The sequence below is a fragment of the Caldimonas tepidiphila genome (genome assembly GCF_003569765.1).
Lineage (GTDB): Bacteria > Pseudomonadota > Gammaproteobacteria > Burkholderiales > Burkholderiaceae_C > Caldimonas > Caldimonas tepidiphila.
This window is the reverse complement of the sequence record NZ_QXMG01000018.1, coordinates 32,169-46,458: the sequence shown is the minus strand read 5'-3', so window position 1 is coordinate 46,458 and position 14,290 is coordinate 32,169. Positions and strand designations below refer to the sequence as shown.

At 72.0% G+C, this 14,290-nt stretch carries 10 protein-coding genes; 8 read left to right on the top strand and 2 right to left on the bottom strand.

Annotated elements, in window-relative coordinates:
- The first annotated feature begins 12 nt into the window (after positions 1-12).
- The 8 genes from epsF to D3A59_RS13300 all read left to right on the top strand — a co-directional run bounded on the left by epsF (position 13) and on the right by D3A59_RS13300 (position 8,901).
- Positions 13-1,437, top strand: coding sequence for a chain length determinant protein EpsF (gene epsF, locus D3A59_RS13335; RefSeq protein ID WP_119155433.1), 1,425 nt, complete (start codon positions 13-15; stop codon positions 1,435-1,437).
- On the top strand, positions 1,437-2,390 hold the full coding sequence (locus D3A59_RS13330) for a polysaccharide biosynthesis tyrosine autokinase (protein WP_119155432.1): 954 nt from the start codon (positions 1,437-1,439) through the stop codon (positions 2,388-2,390). The genes epsF and D3A59_RS13330 overlap by 1 nt, the downstream gene beginning before the upstream one ends.
- Positions 2,391-2,400: 10 nt before the next feature.
- Positions 2,401-3,282: an exosortase B gene (gene xrtB, locus D3A59_RS13325; protein ID WP_119155431.1), complete on the top strand. Its 882-nt coding sequence runs from the start codon at positions 2,401-2,403 to the stop codon at positions 3,280-3,282.
- Positions 3,279-3,971 carry an exosortase-associated protein EpsI, B-type gene (gene epsI, locus D3A59_RS13320; RefSeq protein ID WP_119155430.1) on the top strand — a complete coding sequence of 231 codons (693 nt, stop codon included), beginning with the start codon at positions 3,279-3,281 and terminating at the stop codon, positions 3,969-3,971. The genes xrtB and epsI overlap by 4 nt, the downstream gene beginning before the upstream one ends.
- Positions 3,972-4,014: 43 nt before the next feature.
- On the top strand, positions 4,015-5,133 hold the full coding sequence (gene gmd, locus D3A59_RS13315) for a GDP-mannose 4,6-dehydratase (RefSeq protein ID WP_119155429.1): 1,119 nt from the start codon (positions 4,015-4,017) through the stop codon (positions 5,131-5,133).
- Between the two features lie 8 nt (positions 5,134-5,141).
- Entirely contained in the window at positions 5,142-6,062 is a 921-nt protein-coding gene (fcl, locus tag D3A59_RS13310; protein ID WP_119155428.1) for a GDP-L-fucose synthase, read from the top strand.
- A 271-nt stretch (positions 6,063-6,333) separates the two neighbouring features.
- A complete protein-coding gene (locus D3A59_RS13305; protein WP_119155427.1) occupies positions 6,334-7,629 on the top strand; it encodes a glycosyltransferase in 1,296 nt (431 codons plus the stop codon).
- A 27-nt stretch (positions 7,630-7,656) separates the two neighbouring features.
- Positions 7,657-8,901, top strand: a complete 1,245-nt coding sequence (locus tag D3A59_RS13300) for a hypothetical protein (RefSeq protein ID WP_119155426.1) — start codon at positions 7,657-7,659, stop codon at positions 8,899-8,901.
- Positions 8,902-8,965: 64 nt separating this feature from the next.
- On the opposite strand, the gene D3A59_RS13295 is transcribed toward D3A59_RS13300, so the two are convergent.
- Both D3A59_RS13295 and D3A59_RS13290 read right to left on the bottom strand, forming a co-directional pair.
- Positions 8,966-11,620, bottom strand: coding sequence for a PAS domain S-box protein (locus D3A59_RS13295; protein WP_170162346.1), 2,655 nt, complete (start codon positions 11,618-11,620; stop codon positions 8,966-8,968).
- A gap of 139 nt (positions 11,621-11,759) precedes the next feature.
- A complete protein-coding gene (locus D3A59_RS13290; protein ID WP_157991528.1) occupies positions 11,760-14,267 on the bottom strand; it encodes a GH39 family glycosyl hydrolase in 2,508 nt (835 codons plus the stop codon).
- Between the last annotated feature and the right edge of the window lie 23 nt (positions 14,268-14,290).

Genomic DNA, 14,290 nt, shown 5'->3' with positions numbered 1-14,290 from the left:
GGGGAGGCCCGGATGTCGATCGGTCATTTCCTGTCGGTGATCCTCGCGCGCTGGAAGGCCGCGCTGCTGGTCTTCCTGCTGGTGGTCGGCGCGGCCGCCGCCTACCTCGCGATGCAGCCGCGCACCTACACCGCCCGCGCGGCGCTGGTGCTGGAGTCGAAGGCCGATCCGGTCTCCAACATCGTCTACCAGACCGCGACGCCGGCCTACATCGCCACGCAGATGGAGATCGTGCGCAGCGACCGCGTGGCGCTGCGCGTGGTGCGCGACCTGCGGCTCGCCGAGAACCCGGACACGCGCCAGCAGTGGGTCGAGGCCACCGGCGCGCAGGGCAACTTCGAGCACTGGCTCGCGCGCGCGCTGCTGGGCAACGTCGAGGTCTCGCCGGCGCGCCAGTCCAACGTGCTGCAGGTGTCCTACCAGTCGGTCGACCCGCGCTTCTCGGCGCTGATGGCCAACGCCTTCGCGAAGGCCTACATCGACACCACGCTCGACCTGCGCACCGACCCGGCGCGACAGTACTCGTCCTTCTTCGACGCGCATGCGCGCCAGCTGCGCGACGCGGTGCAGGCGGCGCAGAACAAGCTCTCGGCCTTCCAGCGCGAGTCGGGCATCACCGCCACCGCCGAGCACCTCGACATCGAGAACGCGCGGCTGGCCGAGCTGTCCTCGCAGCTCGTCGCGGTGCAGGCGCTCGCCGCCGAGTCGGGCAGCCGCCAGGCCGCGGCGCGCCGTTCGGCCGAGCAGATGCAGGACGTGCAGATGAGCCCGCTCGTGGCCGGGCTGCGCGGGGACATGCTGCGCCAGGAGGCGCAACTGCAGCAGCTCAACGAGCGCTACGGCCCGAACCACCCGCAGGTGCAGGAGGCCAAGGCCACCATCGCCGCGCTGCGCGAGCGCATCGCCGCCGAGACGCGGCGCGTGACCGGCGGCGTCGCGGTGAACGACAACATCAACCGCATGCGCGAGGCCGAGATCCGCGCCTCGCTCGAGGCGCAGCGCGCCAAGGTGCTGAAGCTCAAGGGCGAGCGCGACCAGATCGCGGTGCTGCAGCGCGACGTCGAGAACGCGCAGCGCGCCTACGACGCGGTGCTCACGCGCCTGAGCCAGACCAGCCTGGAGAGCAACAACACCATGACGAACGTCTCGATCCTCGACCCCGCCACCGAGCCCAGCTCGCCCTCGGGACCGCGGGTGCCGCTGGTGACGGCGCTCGCCGTGCTGATCGGCGGCTTCCTCGCGCTCGTGACGGCCTTCCTGCTCGAGCTGTTCGACCGCCGCGTGCGCTCGGCCGACGACGTGCTGCTGACCGTCGGGCTGCCGGTGCTCGGCGAGATGCCGCGGCCGATGCAGCGCCGCCTGTTCCGCCGCCGCGGCGAGCTGATGCCGCGCCGCGTGCTCGGCCAGCTGCCCTCGGCCCAGAACGGGGGGCTGTGATGTCGGTCTACCGCGACTCCTCCGCCGCCAGCTCCGCCGCGCCCTACCTGCACCCGGTCCCCGATCCCGCCGACGAGGAGCTCGCCGGCAGCGGCGGCGCGCCGGCCGCCGCGACGCTGCACGACCGCTCGATCGGCGAGATCATCCGCCGCACCAACGGACTGTCGCCCGAGCAGGTCGAGCAGATCGTGCGCCACCAGCGCCAGCACGGCATCCGCTTCGGCGAGGCCGCCATCGCGCTCGGCCTCGCCAGCGACGAGGACGTGCTGTTCGCGCTGTCGCAGCAGTTCCACTACCACTACGCCTCGGTCGAGCGGCGCCAGTTCAACGCCGAGCTGGTGATGGCCAACCAGCCCTTCTCGTTCCAGTCCGAGGCCTTCCGCGCGATGCGCAGCCAGCTGCTGATGCGCGTGTTCACCGGCGAGGAGCCGCGGCGCGCGCTCGCGGTGGTCAGTCCCGACACCGGCGACGGCAAGACCTTCTTCTCGGCCAACATGGCGGTGGCGCTGTCGCAGCTCGGCGGGCGCACGCTGCTGGTGGACGCCGACCTGCGCGGGCCGCGCCAGCACGAGGTCTTCGGGCTGGAGAACAGCGCCGGGCTGTCGGGGATCCTGTCCGGCCGTGCCGAGGCCAACGTGATCCTGCCGGTGCCGGACCTGCCGAGCCTGTTCCTGCTGCCGGTCGGCGTCACGCCGCCCAACCCGGTGGAGCTGGTCGAGCGCCCCGCCTTCGCGCTGCTGATGCGCGAGCTCGTCAACAAGTTCGACCATGTCGTGGTCGACACGCCGGCACTGGTCTACGGCGCCGACGCGAGCGTGATCGCCGCCAAGTGCGGCGCGGCCCTGGTCGTGGCGCGGCGCGGGCGCTCGCGCGTGCACCGGCTGCAGGACCTGGTGGCGCACCTCTCGGAGAGCCCGGCCAAGCTTGCCGGGGTGGTGATGAACGAGTTCTGAAGTTCCCCGCATGACGACCTCCGCACCGATGGCCGACCGCTCCCCGCCGCGTTCGTGGTCGATGCTGCTGGCGCCGCCCGCGCTCGGGCTCGCGGTGCTGTTCCTGCCCACGCTGTGGGAGCTGTCGCAGACGGTCTGGCAGAGCGAGGAGCAGGGCCACGGGCCGATCGTGCTCGCGGTGACGGCCTGGCTGCTGTGGCAGCAGCGTGCCGACCTCGTCGCCGCGGTGGGGCCGCGCGCCGGCGCGCTCGGCTGGGCGGTGCTCGGCTTCGGGCTGCTGCTGTACGTGCTCGGCCGCTCGCAGGACATCCTGCTGTTCGAGGTCGGCGCGATGATCCCGCTGCTGGCCGGCTCGCTGGCGCTGCTGTTCGGCTGGGCGCTGGTGCGGCGCGCCGCCTTCCCGCTGCTCTTCCTCGTCTTCATGGTGCCGCTGCCCGCGGCGATCATCGACGCGCTGACCGGCCCGCTCAAGCAGGTGGTGTCCTCGATCGCCGAGGAGATCCTCTACCGGGCCGGCTACCCGGTCGCGCGCACCGGTGTGATCCTCAGCGTCGGCCAGTACCAGCTGCTCGTGGCCGACGCCTGCTCGGGCCTCAACAGCATGTTCAGCCTGTCGGCGCTCGGGCTGCTCTACCTCTACCTCGTGCGCCACCGTCAGGTCTGGCGCAACGCGGTGCTGCTGCTGTCGATCCTGCCGATCGCCTTCTTCGCCAACGTCGTGCGCGTGATGATCCTGGTGCTCGTGACCTACCACTACGGCGACGAGGCCGGCCAGGGCTTCATCCACGGCGCCGCCGGCATGGTGCTCTTCATCGTCGCGCTCGCGCTGCTGACAGGGCTCGACTCGCTGCTCGGGCTCGGCGCCCGGCTCACCGGGAGGACGCGCGCATGAACGCCGCGATGCTGCGCTCGCTGCTGCTGATGGCGCTGATGCTGGCCGCCGCCGGCATGGCGGTGCTTGCCAAGCCCACGCAGCGGCTCGCCGAGTCCGGCCCGCGCGTCGAGCTCGAGACGCTGTTCCCCAAGCAGTTCGGCAGCTGGCGCATCGACGAGAGCGTGCCGGTGGTGCTGCCGCCGCCCGACCAGCAGGCGGTGCTCGACAAGATCTACAACCAGGTGCTCGCGCGCACCTACGTCGACGGCGAGGGCCAGCGCGTGATGCTGTCGGTCGCCTACGGCGGCGACCAGTCCGACAGCATGCAGGTGCACCGGCCCGAGGTCTGCTACCCGGCGCAGGGCTTCCAGGTGATGAGCACGCGCGCCGACGCGCTCGAGATCGCGGGACGCAACGTCGCGGTGACGCGCCTCGTCACCCGCATGGGCGGGCGCGTCGAGCCGCTGACCTACTGGATGGTGGTGGGCGACAAGGTGCCTGCGACGCGCACGCAGCAGAAGCTCGCGCAGCTTGCCTACGGCCTGACCGGCCGCATCCCGGACGGCATGCTGGTGCGCGCGTCGACCATCGACACGGACTCGCGGCGCGCCTGGGAGGTGCAGGACCGCTTCCTGCGCGAACTGGCTGCCCACGTCGACCCGGCGCGCCAGACACGCATCCTCGGCGCCGCCGCGTCCGCGCTCTGAGGCCGGTCCGCTCCTCCTCATGTCTTACCCAAGGCAGTCCCGCATGAGTTCCAGAATCGCACTGATCACCGGCGTCACCGGCCAGGACGGCGCCTACCTCGCCGAGTTCCTGCTGAAGAAGGGCTACGAGGTGCACGGCATCAAGCGCCGCAGCAGCCTGTTCAACACCGACCGCATCGACCACCTCTACCAGGACCCGCACGTCGAGCACCGCAACTTCGTGCTGCACTACGGCGACCTGACCGACTCGACCAGCCTGATCCGCGTCGTGCAGAAGGTGCAGCCCGACGAGATCTACAACCTCGCGGCCCAGAGCCACGTCGCGGTCAGCTTCGAGGAGCCGGAGTACACCGCCAACGCCGACGGCATCGGCGCGCTGCGGCTGCTGGAAGCCATCCGCATCCTCGGGCTGGAGAAGAAGACGCGCTTCTACCAGGCCAGCACCTCCGAGCTCTACGGCCTGGTGCAGCAGACGCCGCAGAAGGAGACCACGCCCTTCTACCCGAGGAGCCCCTACGCGGTGGCCAAGCTCTACGCCTACTGGATCACGGTGAACTACCGCGAGGCCTACGGCATGTACGCCTGCAACGGCATCCTGTTCAACCACGAGAGCCCGCTGCGCGGCGAGACCTTCGTGACGCGCAAGATCACGCGCGCCGTCGCGCGCATCGCGCTCGGGCTGCAGGACTGCCTCTACCTCGGCAACCTGTCGGCCCTGCGCGACTGGGGCCATGCGCGGGACTACATCGAGATGCAGTGGCTGATGCTGCAGCAGCAGCAGGCCGAGGACTTCGTGATCGCCACCGGGCGCCAGCACAGCGTGCGCCATTTCGTCGAGCGCGCCGCGGCCGAGCTCGGCATCACGGTGGCCTTCGAGGGCGAGGGCGAGCGCGAGGTCGGCATCGTCGCGAAGGTCGAGGGCCCGCGCGCCAAGTGCAAGGTCGGCGACGTGATCGTGCGCGTGGACCCGCGCTACTTCCGCCCGGCCGAGGTCGAGACGCTGCTCGGCGACCCGGCCAAGGCCAAGGAGAAGCTGGGCTGGACGCCGCGCACGAGCTTCGAGGAGCTGGTGCGCGAGATGGTCGAGTGCGACTACGCCACCGCACGGCGCGACTCGATCGTGCGGCTCGCCGGCTTCACCGCCTACGACCACCACGAATGAGGCCGGCCATGGACCGCAACGCGCGCATCTACGTCGCCGGCCACCGCGGCATGGTCGGCTCCGCGCTCGTGCGCCGGCTGCAGGCCGGCGGCTACACGAACCTGATCACGCGCAGCCGCGCCGAGCTCGACCTGCTCGAGCAGCGCGGGGTGCACGACTTCCTGCAGCAGGAAAAGCCCGACTACGTCTTCATCGCCGCGGCGAAGGTCGGCGGCATCCAGGCCAACAACCTCCGCCGCGCCGACTTCATCTACGAGAACCTCGTCATCGAGGCCAACCTGATCCACGGCGCGCACCTCGCCGGCGTGCAGCGGCTGATGTTCCTCGGCTCCTCGTGCATCTACCCGCGCGACTGCCCGCAGCCGATCCGCGAGGAGTACCTGCTCACCGGCCCGCTCGAGCCCACCAACGAGCCCTACGCGATCGCCAAGATCGCCGGCATCAAGCTCTGCGAGAGCTACAGGCGCCAGCACGGGCGGCAGTACGTGAGCGTGATGCCGACCAACCTCTACGGGCCCAACGACAACTACGACCTCGAGAGCAGCCACGTGCTGCCGGCGCTGATCCGCAAGGCGCACGAGGCGAAGCTGCGCGGCGACACCGAGTACGTGGTCTGGGGCACCGGCAGCCCGCGGCGCGAGTTCCTCTACGTGGACGACCTCGCCGACGCCTGCGTGCACCTGATGGAGCGCGGCTACGACGGGGATCTGGTGAATATCGGCACCGGGCAGGACGTGACGATCCGCGAGCTGGCCGAGACGGTGATGCGCGTGGTGGGCTTCGAGGGGCGCATCGTGTTCGATGCGACGAAGCCCGACGGCACGCCGCGCAAGCTGCTCGACGTCAGCCGCCTGAAGGCCCTGGGCTGGCAGGCCCGCACCGGACTGGAAGAGGGCGTGCGCGCCGCCTACCGGGCCTTCCTGTCCTGAGGCGAAGGGAAGGCCCCGCGCTGCCTGCCATGGACGCCGCGAGCCGCCCGAACATTTTCGACATGCACGACTTGCAGTTTCCGCCGCCCCGTGCGCTCGCCTTCCGGCGGGCGAGCGGGTGGCGGCGTGTCGCGGGGCGCGGTCGGGGCGGCATGGTCTCCCGTTTGCTGCTCGTGCTGCGACCGGGCGCGCGGCGCCGCAGCGCGCGTCCCGGCCTTGCCGAAACAGCGCCGGCCGCCCTGCGGCGGGCGCCCGCTGGGATGGACACACCATGAGCCTTGAGCTTCCCGTCATCGGCGTGCCGCCGAGCCGCACCGCGCCGGCCGGCGCCGCGCTGCTCGAGCGCCGCTCCGCCGAGCATCCCTCGCCGCCGCCGGCGCGGCCCGGGCGCGAGCCGCTGCGCGCCGACGCGGCCGGCCCGGTGGTGCTGGTCTCGCACGGCTTCCAGGCCCACTACGAGCTCGGCTTCGCCAACGGGCTGGCCTACAACCGGGTGCCGGTGACGCTGCTGGGCTCGTCCACCACGCTGGCCTCCCGGCTCAGCCCCGGCGTGACGCTGCTGAACATCCGCGGCTCGCAGGACCCGGGGCGCAGCCGCTGGCGCAAGCTCGCCGACATGGGCCGCTACCACCTGCGGCTGCTGCTGCAGGCCTGGCGGCTGCGGCGCTGCACCTTCATGGTCATCGGCATGCTGCGCCCCGAGTGGCTGCTCGGCATCGTCGAGGGCCTGCTGCTGCGCCTGACGGTGAGGCGGCTCACGCTCACCGTGCACAACATCCTGCCGCACGACCGCCACACCGTGCTGATGCGCGCCACCTACTGGCTGATCTACCGCATCCCGCACCGGCTCGTCGTGCACACCGAGGCGACGCGCCGCGCGCTCGTCGAGCGCTTCGGCATCCCGCCCGGCCGCATCGTGCTGATGGAGCACGGCCTCAACGACGCGGTCGACCGGCTCGCGATCGGCCGCGAGCAGGCGCGCCAGCAACTCGGCATCCCGCCGCAGCGCTGCACCGGGCTCTTCTTCGGCCATGTCTCGCAGTTCAAGGGGCTGGACCTGCTGCTCGACGCGCTGCCGCAGGTGCCGCACTTCACGCTGCTCGTCGCCGGCCGCTGCTCGGGTGACGACTACGGGCGGGCGATGCGCGCGCGGCTCGAGGCGCTGGTGCGCGAGGGGCGCGTGATCTGGCTCGACGGCTTCGTCGACGAGGACACCGTCGCGCGGGTGTTCGCCGCCGCCGACTGCACGGTGCTGCCCTACCGGCACATCGACCAGAGCGGCGTGCTGATGCTGTCGCTCGCGCAGGGCGTGCCGGTGCTCGCGACGCGCGTCGGCGGCTTCACCGAGGTGGTGCACTCGGGCAACGGGGCCTTCATCGACGAGCCGAGCGCGGACGCGATCGCGCGCGCGCTGCAGCGCTTCACCGGCGAGCGCGACCGCTACCGGCGCAGCGAGGTGATGCGCACCGTGGAGCGGCTGCAGTGGCGGCGCACCGTCGAGCCGCTGGTCGAATGGCTGCGCGAGGAGGGCGGCCGGCCCGCCTCGCCCGGCACCCCGGCGTCCTGAGCGCGGCGCAGAGCCCACCGGATGAGGATGAAACTGCCCCGCCTGCCCGCGCTGCGTCTTCCCGCACTGCGGCTTCCCGCGCCGCGACCGGTCCCGGTCCCCGGCGTCGTGCCGCTGCGGCGACCGGCCTCGGAGGCCCTCACGATCGAGTCGGCCTATGTCTGGTACTGCATGGCGATGATCTGGCTCGGCCTGATCGTCAACCCCTTCAAGCTCTTCTACTACGCGATCCCCGCGATCGGCGTGGTGGTCTGCCTCGCGCTGCGGCGCTTCGCGCTGCCGGAGATCACCTGGCCCTTCCTGGTGCTGATGGCGGTCGGCGTCGCGACCGCGCCGCTGGCGACGCTCGCCGGCTGGCAGGACCTCTACCTGATGCTGATCGGCGTGATGCCCTTCGCGCTCGGCAGCCGCTACCCGGTCACCTGGTGGCGCGTCTTCGTGTTCGCGCTGCTCGGCACCGGGCTGATGATCGCGATCGGGCGCAGCAGCCTCGGCGAGGTGCGCATCGACTTCATGAACTCCGAGTCGACCTTCGAGTCCCCGTTCTGCTTCGTCTTCGGCATGCTCGCAATCTGGGCGGGCCTGACGCGGCGCTGGAAGGAGCTGCTGCTCGCGATCGTGATAACGGTGTTCACGCTCAAGCGCATCGCGCTGATCGGGGTGGTGCTGACGCTGGTGCTGATAATGATGCCGCGCCGCCTCGCCGACCTGCTGCTGCGGCCGCTGCCGATGGTGCTGTTCAACGCGGCGGCGGTGTGGCTGGCGGTGCTGTACACGCGCGGCGAGTTCGACTTCCTGATCCACCAGTATCTCGGCCAGAGTGCGAACCAGGCCGGCATGGGCCGGCAGGCGCTCTACGGCTTCGTCGTGGACGAGCTCACCGCGCACCTCGGCCGCTACGCGGTGCTCGGCGGCGGCGCGGGCTGGGCCTACGAGCTGATGAAGGGCGGCTACGACTGGCAGGGCAAGGCCAACCTGCACGCGGACGTGATGAAGATCCTCGTCGAGTACGGCGGCATCGCCTTCGTCGCCTTCTTCTGGATGGCCTACCGCAGCCGCTCGCTGACGCTGCGCTTCTTCTGGTTCTACGCCAACGTCACGCTGCTGACCGACAACACGCTGATCTATCCCTTCTTCATCTTCGCGCTGTGCCTGTCGGCGCAGGCGGCGCGGCGCGAGCTCGATGCCGCGTCGGCCGGCGCCCCGCCGGCACGGCTCCCGCCGCGGACCAGGCCGCCGCTGGCGGCGCGGCCCTGGACGCCGCCGGCCTGAATGAAGGAGGGCCGCGGCGGGCGCGGCCGCGAGGAACCGGGCCGCTTGCGCAAAGGGGCCGAATTCAGGCCGAGGCGCTGCCGGCGAAGCGCTGCACCGCGGCGATCAGCGCCGAGGTCTGCAGCGGCTTGCTCAGGTGCGCCTGGAAGCCGGCGGCCAGCGCGCGCTCGCGGTCCTCGGGGCGCGTGAAGGCGGTGAGCGCGATCGCCGGCAGGGCCGCGGCGTCCAGCCCGAGCGGGCCGCGCACCTGCCGCACCAGCTCGTAGCCGTCCATGCCGGGCATGCCGATGTCGCTGAGCAGCACGTGCGGCCGCGCCTGCCTCAGCCGCTCGAGCGCGGCGCTGCCGCTCGCCGCGGTGTCCACGACGGCTCCGCACTCGCCGAGCAGGCGGCGCCCGAGCTCGAGCGCGTCGGGCTGGTCGTCCACCAGCAGCACGCGCACGCCCTGCAGGTCGACGTAGGGCTCCGCCTCGGGCCGCGGCACGGTACGCCGGGCGGCCGCTGCCGCGAGGCGCGCGCCGGGCTCGATGCCGGCCGACGCCGCAGCCGGGGCCACGGCCGCCGCCACCGGCAGCAGGATCTCGAAGCGCGAGCCGCGGCCGCTGCCTTCGCTGTGGGCAGTGATGCGCCCGCCGTGCAGCTCGACGAGCTGCCGCGCGATCGACAGCCCCAGGCCCAGCCCGCCGTGGCGGCGCGCGATCGAGCCGTCGGCCTGGCGGAAGCGCTCGAACAGGTGGGGCAGGAAGGCCGGATCGATCCCCTCGCCGCTGTCCTCGACGCACACGCGCACGCCCTCGGGCACCGCCTCGGCCGTCAGCGTCACGCTGCCGCCGGAGGGCGTGAACTTGATCGCGTTGCTCAGCAGGTTCCACAGCACCTGCTGCAGCCGCGCGGCGTCGCCGCGCAGCGTCGGCAGCGTCTCGTCGAGCCGCAGCGCGAGCCCCACGCCCTTGCTGTCGGCGGTGGGCCGCAGCGTGTCCGCGGCCGCCGCGGCGACGCGCGCGATGTCCACCGGGGCGGGCTCCATCTTCAGCTTGCCCGCGACGATGCGGTTCATGTCGAGCAGGTCGGCGATCAGCTGCGCCTGCGCCTGCGCGTTGCGCGCGATCACCTCCAGGCCCTGGCGGATCAGCGGGTTGTCGCTGCCCGCGCGCTGCAGCACGTGGGCCCAGCCGACGATCGCGTTGAGCGGCGTGCGCAGCTCGTGGCTGAGCGTGGCGAGGAACTCGTCCTTCAGGCGCGCGGCGCGCTCGACCTCGGCGCGCGCGGCCCGCTCGGCGCCGAGCAGCTGCTCGCGCTCCTGCTCGATGCGCCAGCGCTCGGTGACGTCGTGCGCGATGCCGAGCACATGCTCGACCTCGCCGCCGGCGCCGCGCTCGGCCACGAGCCGCGCGCTGAAGCGGCGGCGGGGCGCGTCGGGATCGGTGGAGGTGGCGATGAACTCGAGCGTCTCGGGCGCGCCGGTCTCGAACACCTGCCGGATCGCCTCCTCCCACATCGCGCAGGACGCCTCCGGCAGGCCGAGCTCGCGGTGGGTGCGGCCGATGAACCGCTCGCGCGGGCGGCCCGTCACGTGCACGATGGCGGCATTGACGAAGACGTGGCGCAGCGCACGGTCGAAGCGCAGCAGCACGTCCGGGGAGTTGTCGGCGAGGCTGCGCAGCTCGCGCTCGCGGCGGTCGAGCGCCGACTCGGCCTGCTTGCGGTGGCGGATGTCCTCGACCACCGAGATGAAGTAATCCGGCGTGCCGTCGCCGCGACGCACCAGCGAGACGGTCAGGTTCGCCGGCAGGGTCGAGCCGTCGGGGAGCAGGTAGCGCTTCTCCATCGCATAGCGGGGGATCTCGCCGGCGAGCAGCCCCCGCGCCTGCGCCCAGTCGGGCTCGATGTCCTCGGGGTGGGTGAGATCGGCGAAGGAGTTGTGCAGCAGTTCCTCGCGGGTGCGGCGCAGGATCGCGCAGAGCCGGTCGTTGACGCGCAGCCAGCGCCCGTCGGGCGCGACATGGGCGATGCCGACCGCCGCGTTGTCGAAGGTGGCGCGGAAGCGCTCCTCGCTGTCGCGCAGCGCGCGCTCGGCGCGCAGGCGCTGGTGGGCGAGCGCGACGTGGTGGCTGAGCGCGGCAATGAAGGCCAGCTCGTCGGGCGCGAAGCGGTCCTTGAGGCGCGACGCGAAGCTCAGCGTGCCGAGCAGCTCCCCGCCGGCGAGCAGCGGATGGCAGGCATAGGCGCGCACGCCGAAGCCGCGCACGAGGGCGGCGCGCGGATCCGCGCTGTGCTGCACGTCGTCCAGGCAGACCGGCACGCGCAGCAGCGCGCAGCTTCCGCACAGCGCCTCGCCGAGCGCAAGCCGCGTGCAGGCCTCGCGCAGCGCCTCGTCGAGACCGCCCGCGGCCTCGAGCACCAGCACGGGCATGCCGGCGCTGTCGTCGAGGCGGTAGTTGAAGAACAGGTCGGCGCCCAGTGCCGGGCCGACGCGCTCGAACAGTTCGGCGGCGAGCGGCTGCGCCTCGCGTGCCTGCAGCATCGCCGCGGCCGACTCGGCCAGCAGCGCCTGCCAGGTCTCGCGGCGCCGCAGTTCCCGCACCAGCACCTCGCGCTCCAGCGCGGTCGAGCAGCTGCCGACATGGCACTCCAGCGCCTCGAGCGGCGGCCATGGAACCGGCCGCCACGGCGCGTCGGTCACCGGGGGTCGCGGACCCTGCTCCACGTCTTCTCGCATGCCTGCCACTCCTCCTGCTCCTGCCCGGCGCTCCTCGTGAGCGTGCTCAAGGCCACACACTACCACCGTGCAACCCCTCATGCGACGAGGACGGCACGGCTTGCCGTGAGGCCGTCCTCGTGGCAGGGCGGTGGGGGCGCTACTTCAGCAGCACCGGCTCCAGCCCGATCGAGATCTGGCGGCTGGCCGGCAGCGCCGTCTCGCTGCCGTCGAGCGCGCGCAGCCGGCTCGCGCCCCAGGCGGCGGGCAGGTTCACGAGCGTGGCGCCCCGCGCGGCCCACAGCACCGTGTAGGTCTCGCTGCCGCGGTTCATGCGGAACACATGCACGTTGTCGTCGACGCGGAAGGCATCGGTGACGCGGGCGCCCTTCATCCAGCGGATCGCCTCGGCGTAGGCCTCGGCCGCCGGCGTCGGCGTGAGCCAGTCCGACTGCACCAGCCGCTTGATCGCGACGGTGTCCTCCCAGAAGTAGAAGTTGAAGTTCGCCACGCCCTTGGCCGCCATTGTCAGCAGCGCGCGCGCGTTGACCGAGCGCTGCTCCTCGAGCGTTGGCACCCAGGTGCTGCAGGTCTGCCACTCCGCGTTGCACAGCGGCGCGCCCTCGGTGTTCCACAGCGGGCGCTCGCCCACGCCGTGGTTGCGCATGATCTGGCGCACGTTCTCGATCTTCGTCGCGAGCGCCTCCGGTCGCACGTCGTAGTACCAGTGGAAGCCGATCGCGTCCACGTGCCGGCCGCCGCCGCCGCTCAGGAAGTTGTCGAGGAAGGCCGCGCCCTGGCTGGCGGTGAGGCCCGGCGAGACCAGCACGTTGGCGGGATCGGCGGCCTTGAGCTCCTCGTGCGCGATGCGCGTCATCGTCAGCATCTGGTCGATCGAGCCGGTCCAGTGGCCCTTGTAGTCGGGCTCGTTCCACAGCTCCCAGTGGCGGATGTGGCCGGCGTAGCGGCGCGCGATCGTGCGCACGTAGTCGCGCCAGTCCTCCATGTTCGCCGGGGCGGCTGCGGCGCCCGCGCCGTACATCGAGCCCTGGGTCGGGTTGCTCGAGGCCCATTGCGGCGTCATGCCCATCGTGTAGAGGATGGTGCCGTTCGGGTCGTTGCGGCGCGCGTAGTCCACCAGCAGGTCCAGGCGCCGCCAGTCCCAGGCGTTGTTGGCGGGCTCGACGTTCCTCCAGTGCGTGCCGGTGTTGTGCAGGCGCAGCACGCGCTGGCCGAGCCCGGGCCAGTTCTGGTGCGAGCCGAACTTGTTGACGTGCATGCCGAACAGCGTGTCGGGCAGCGTCTCGGTGCTGAAGGGCGCGAGGTCGTTGTGGTCGACCTGCGCGAGCGTCACGTCGTCCATCCAGACATTGGCGCCCGGCGTATGCGACTGCAGGCGCAGCGAGCCGCCGACGTCGGCCATGTAGGCGCCCTGGATCTCGACTTTCTGCCAGCCGGGGCCGAGCTCGAGCGTGCGCGTGGCGAAGGCGTCCCAGGGATGCGCGTCGCGGCGCATGAAGAAGGTGACGCGCGCCGGGACGTCCGAGCGCAGCCAGGCGGTGGCGCGGTAGGTGCGGCCCTTCACGAAGGCGTAGGAGTGGTAGAGGTGCACGTCGCCGCCGCCCTTCGTCACCATGCGGAAGCGCTGCGAGGAGCTGCCTTCCTGCACGTAGCCGGCGCGGCTCTCGCGCGAGAGCTCGAAGGTGGGGGTGGGGGTGCCCCAGTAGTTGGCGCGCCAGCCGGGCGCGGTGCTGGCGTAGCTGCCCTCCATCGTCGAGCGCAGCAGCGTCGTCACCGACACCGCGGGGTTGCCGGCGGCCGGCAGCGTCAGGCCGCCGCTGACGACCGGCTCCGTCGGCGCCGGCTCGGTGGCCGTGCCCGGGCTCGTCGGCTCGGTGGTCGGCGTGGTGGATGGCGTGGGGCTGGTGGTGGTGGTGGTGGTCGTCGCCGGCACGACCTCGGCGAGCGACATGTCGTCGATGTAGAAGGCGGCGCCCGGCGTGCGCGAGACGATGCGGATCGAGCCGGGATCGCTCCAGCGGAACGTGCCACCGAGCTCGACGCGGGTCCAGCCGCTGCCGAGCTTCACGACCTGGCGCGCGAAGACGTCCCAGGGATGGGCGTCGCGGCGCAGCTGCACCTCGACCTCGGCCGCGGTGTCGGTGCGCAGGTAGAGCGCGACGCGGTAGCTGCGGCCGTTGACGAAGCCGTAGGGATAGATCAGGTGGGCGTCGGCGCCCGAGGCGCGCTCGACGACGCGGAAGCGCTGCGCGGAGGCGCCGCTGTGGACGTGGGTGGCGCGCGTCTCGCGCGCGGTCTCGAACCTCACGCTGCCCCAGTAGTTCACGCGCCAGCCCGGCGCGGTGCTGGTGTAGCTGCCCTCGAAGTCGGAGCGGGTCAGCAACGTGCCCTCGGCGACGACGACGGTGTTCTTGATCTGTTCGGAGGGCGGGGGGTAGACCGCCTCGGCGCCGGGCAGGTCGGCCGCATCGACGAGCGGTTCGTCGCTCGCTTCGGCCGGCAGGTCGGCGCCCATGCCGCCGCTCGGATCGCCGGCGACGGGAGGGTTCGGCTCGCGTAGCGGGGCGAGGGGATCGCTGCCGCCGCCGCAGGCCGACAGCAGCACGAGGGACAGGCACAAAGCCCAGTTCGGAAGGGACTTGCTCATGAAACGTCCTGATCGGGGTGTTC

Bases quoted from the DNA above. Each gene is read 5' to 3' on its own strand.
- D3A59_RS13295 (WP_170162346.1), bottom strand. From the start codon at position 11,620: ATGCGAGAAGACGTGGAGCAGGGTCCGCGACCCCCGGTGACCGACGCG.
- gmd (WP_119155429.1), top strand. From the start codon at position 4,015: ATGAGTTCCAGAATCGCACTGATCACCGGCGTCACCGGCCAGGACGGC.
- D3A59_RS13300 (WP_119155426.1), top strand. From the start codon at position 7,657: ATGAAACTGCCCCGCCTGCCCGCGCTGCGTCTTCCCGCACTGCGGCTT.
- xrtB (WP_119155431.1), top strand. From the start codon at position 2,401: ATGACGACCTCCGCACCGATGGCCGACCGCTCCCCGCCGCGTTCGTGG.
- D3A59_RS13305 (WP_119155427.1), top strand. From the start codon at position 6,334: ATGAGCCTTGAGCTTCCCGTCATCGGCGTGCCGCCGAGCCGCACCGCG.
- D3A59_RS13330 (WP_119155432.1), top strand. From the start codon at position 1,437: ATGTCGGTCTACCGCGACTCCTCCGCCGCCAGCTCCGCCGCGCCCTAC.
- epsI (WP_119155430.1), top strand. From the start codon at position 3,279: ATGAACGCCGCGATGCTGCGCTCGCTGCTGCTGATGGCGCTGATGCTG.
- D3A59_RS13290 (WP_157991528.1), bottom strand. From the start codon at position 14,267: ATGAGCAAGTCCCTTCCGAACTGGGCTTTGTGCCTGTCCCTCGTGCTG.
- fcl (WP_119155428.1), top strand. From the start codon at position 5,142: ATGGACCGCAACGCGCGCATCTACGTCGCCGGCCACCGCGGCATGGTC.
- epsF (WP_119155433.1), top strand. From the start codon at position 13: ATGTCGATCGGTCATTTCCTGTCGGTGATCCTCGCGCGCTGGAAGGCC.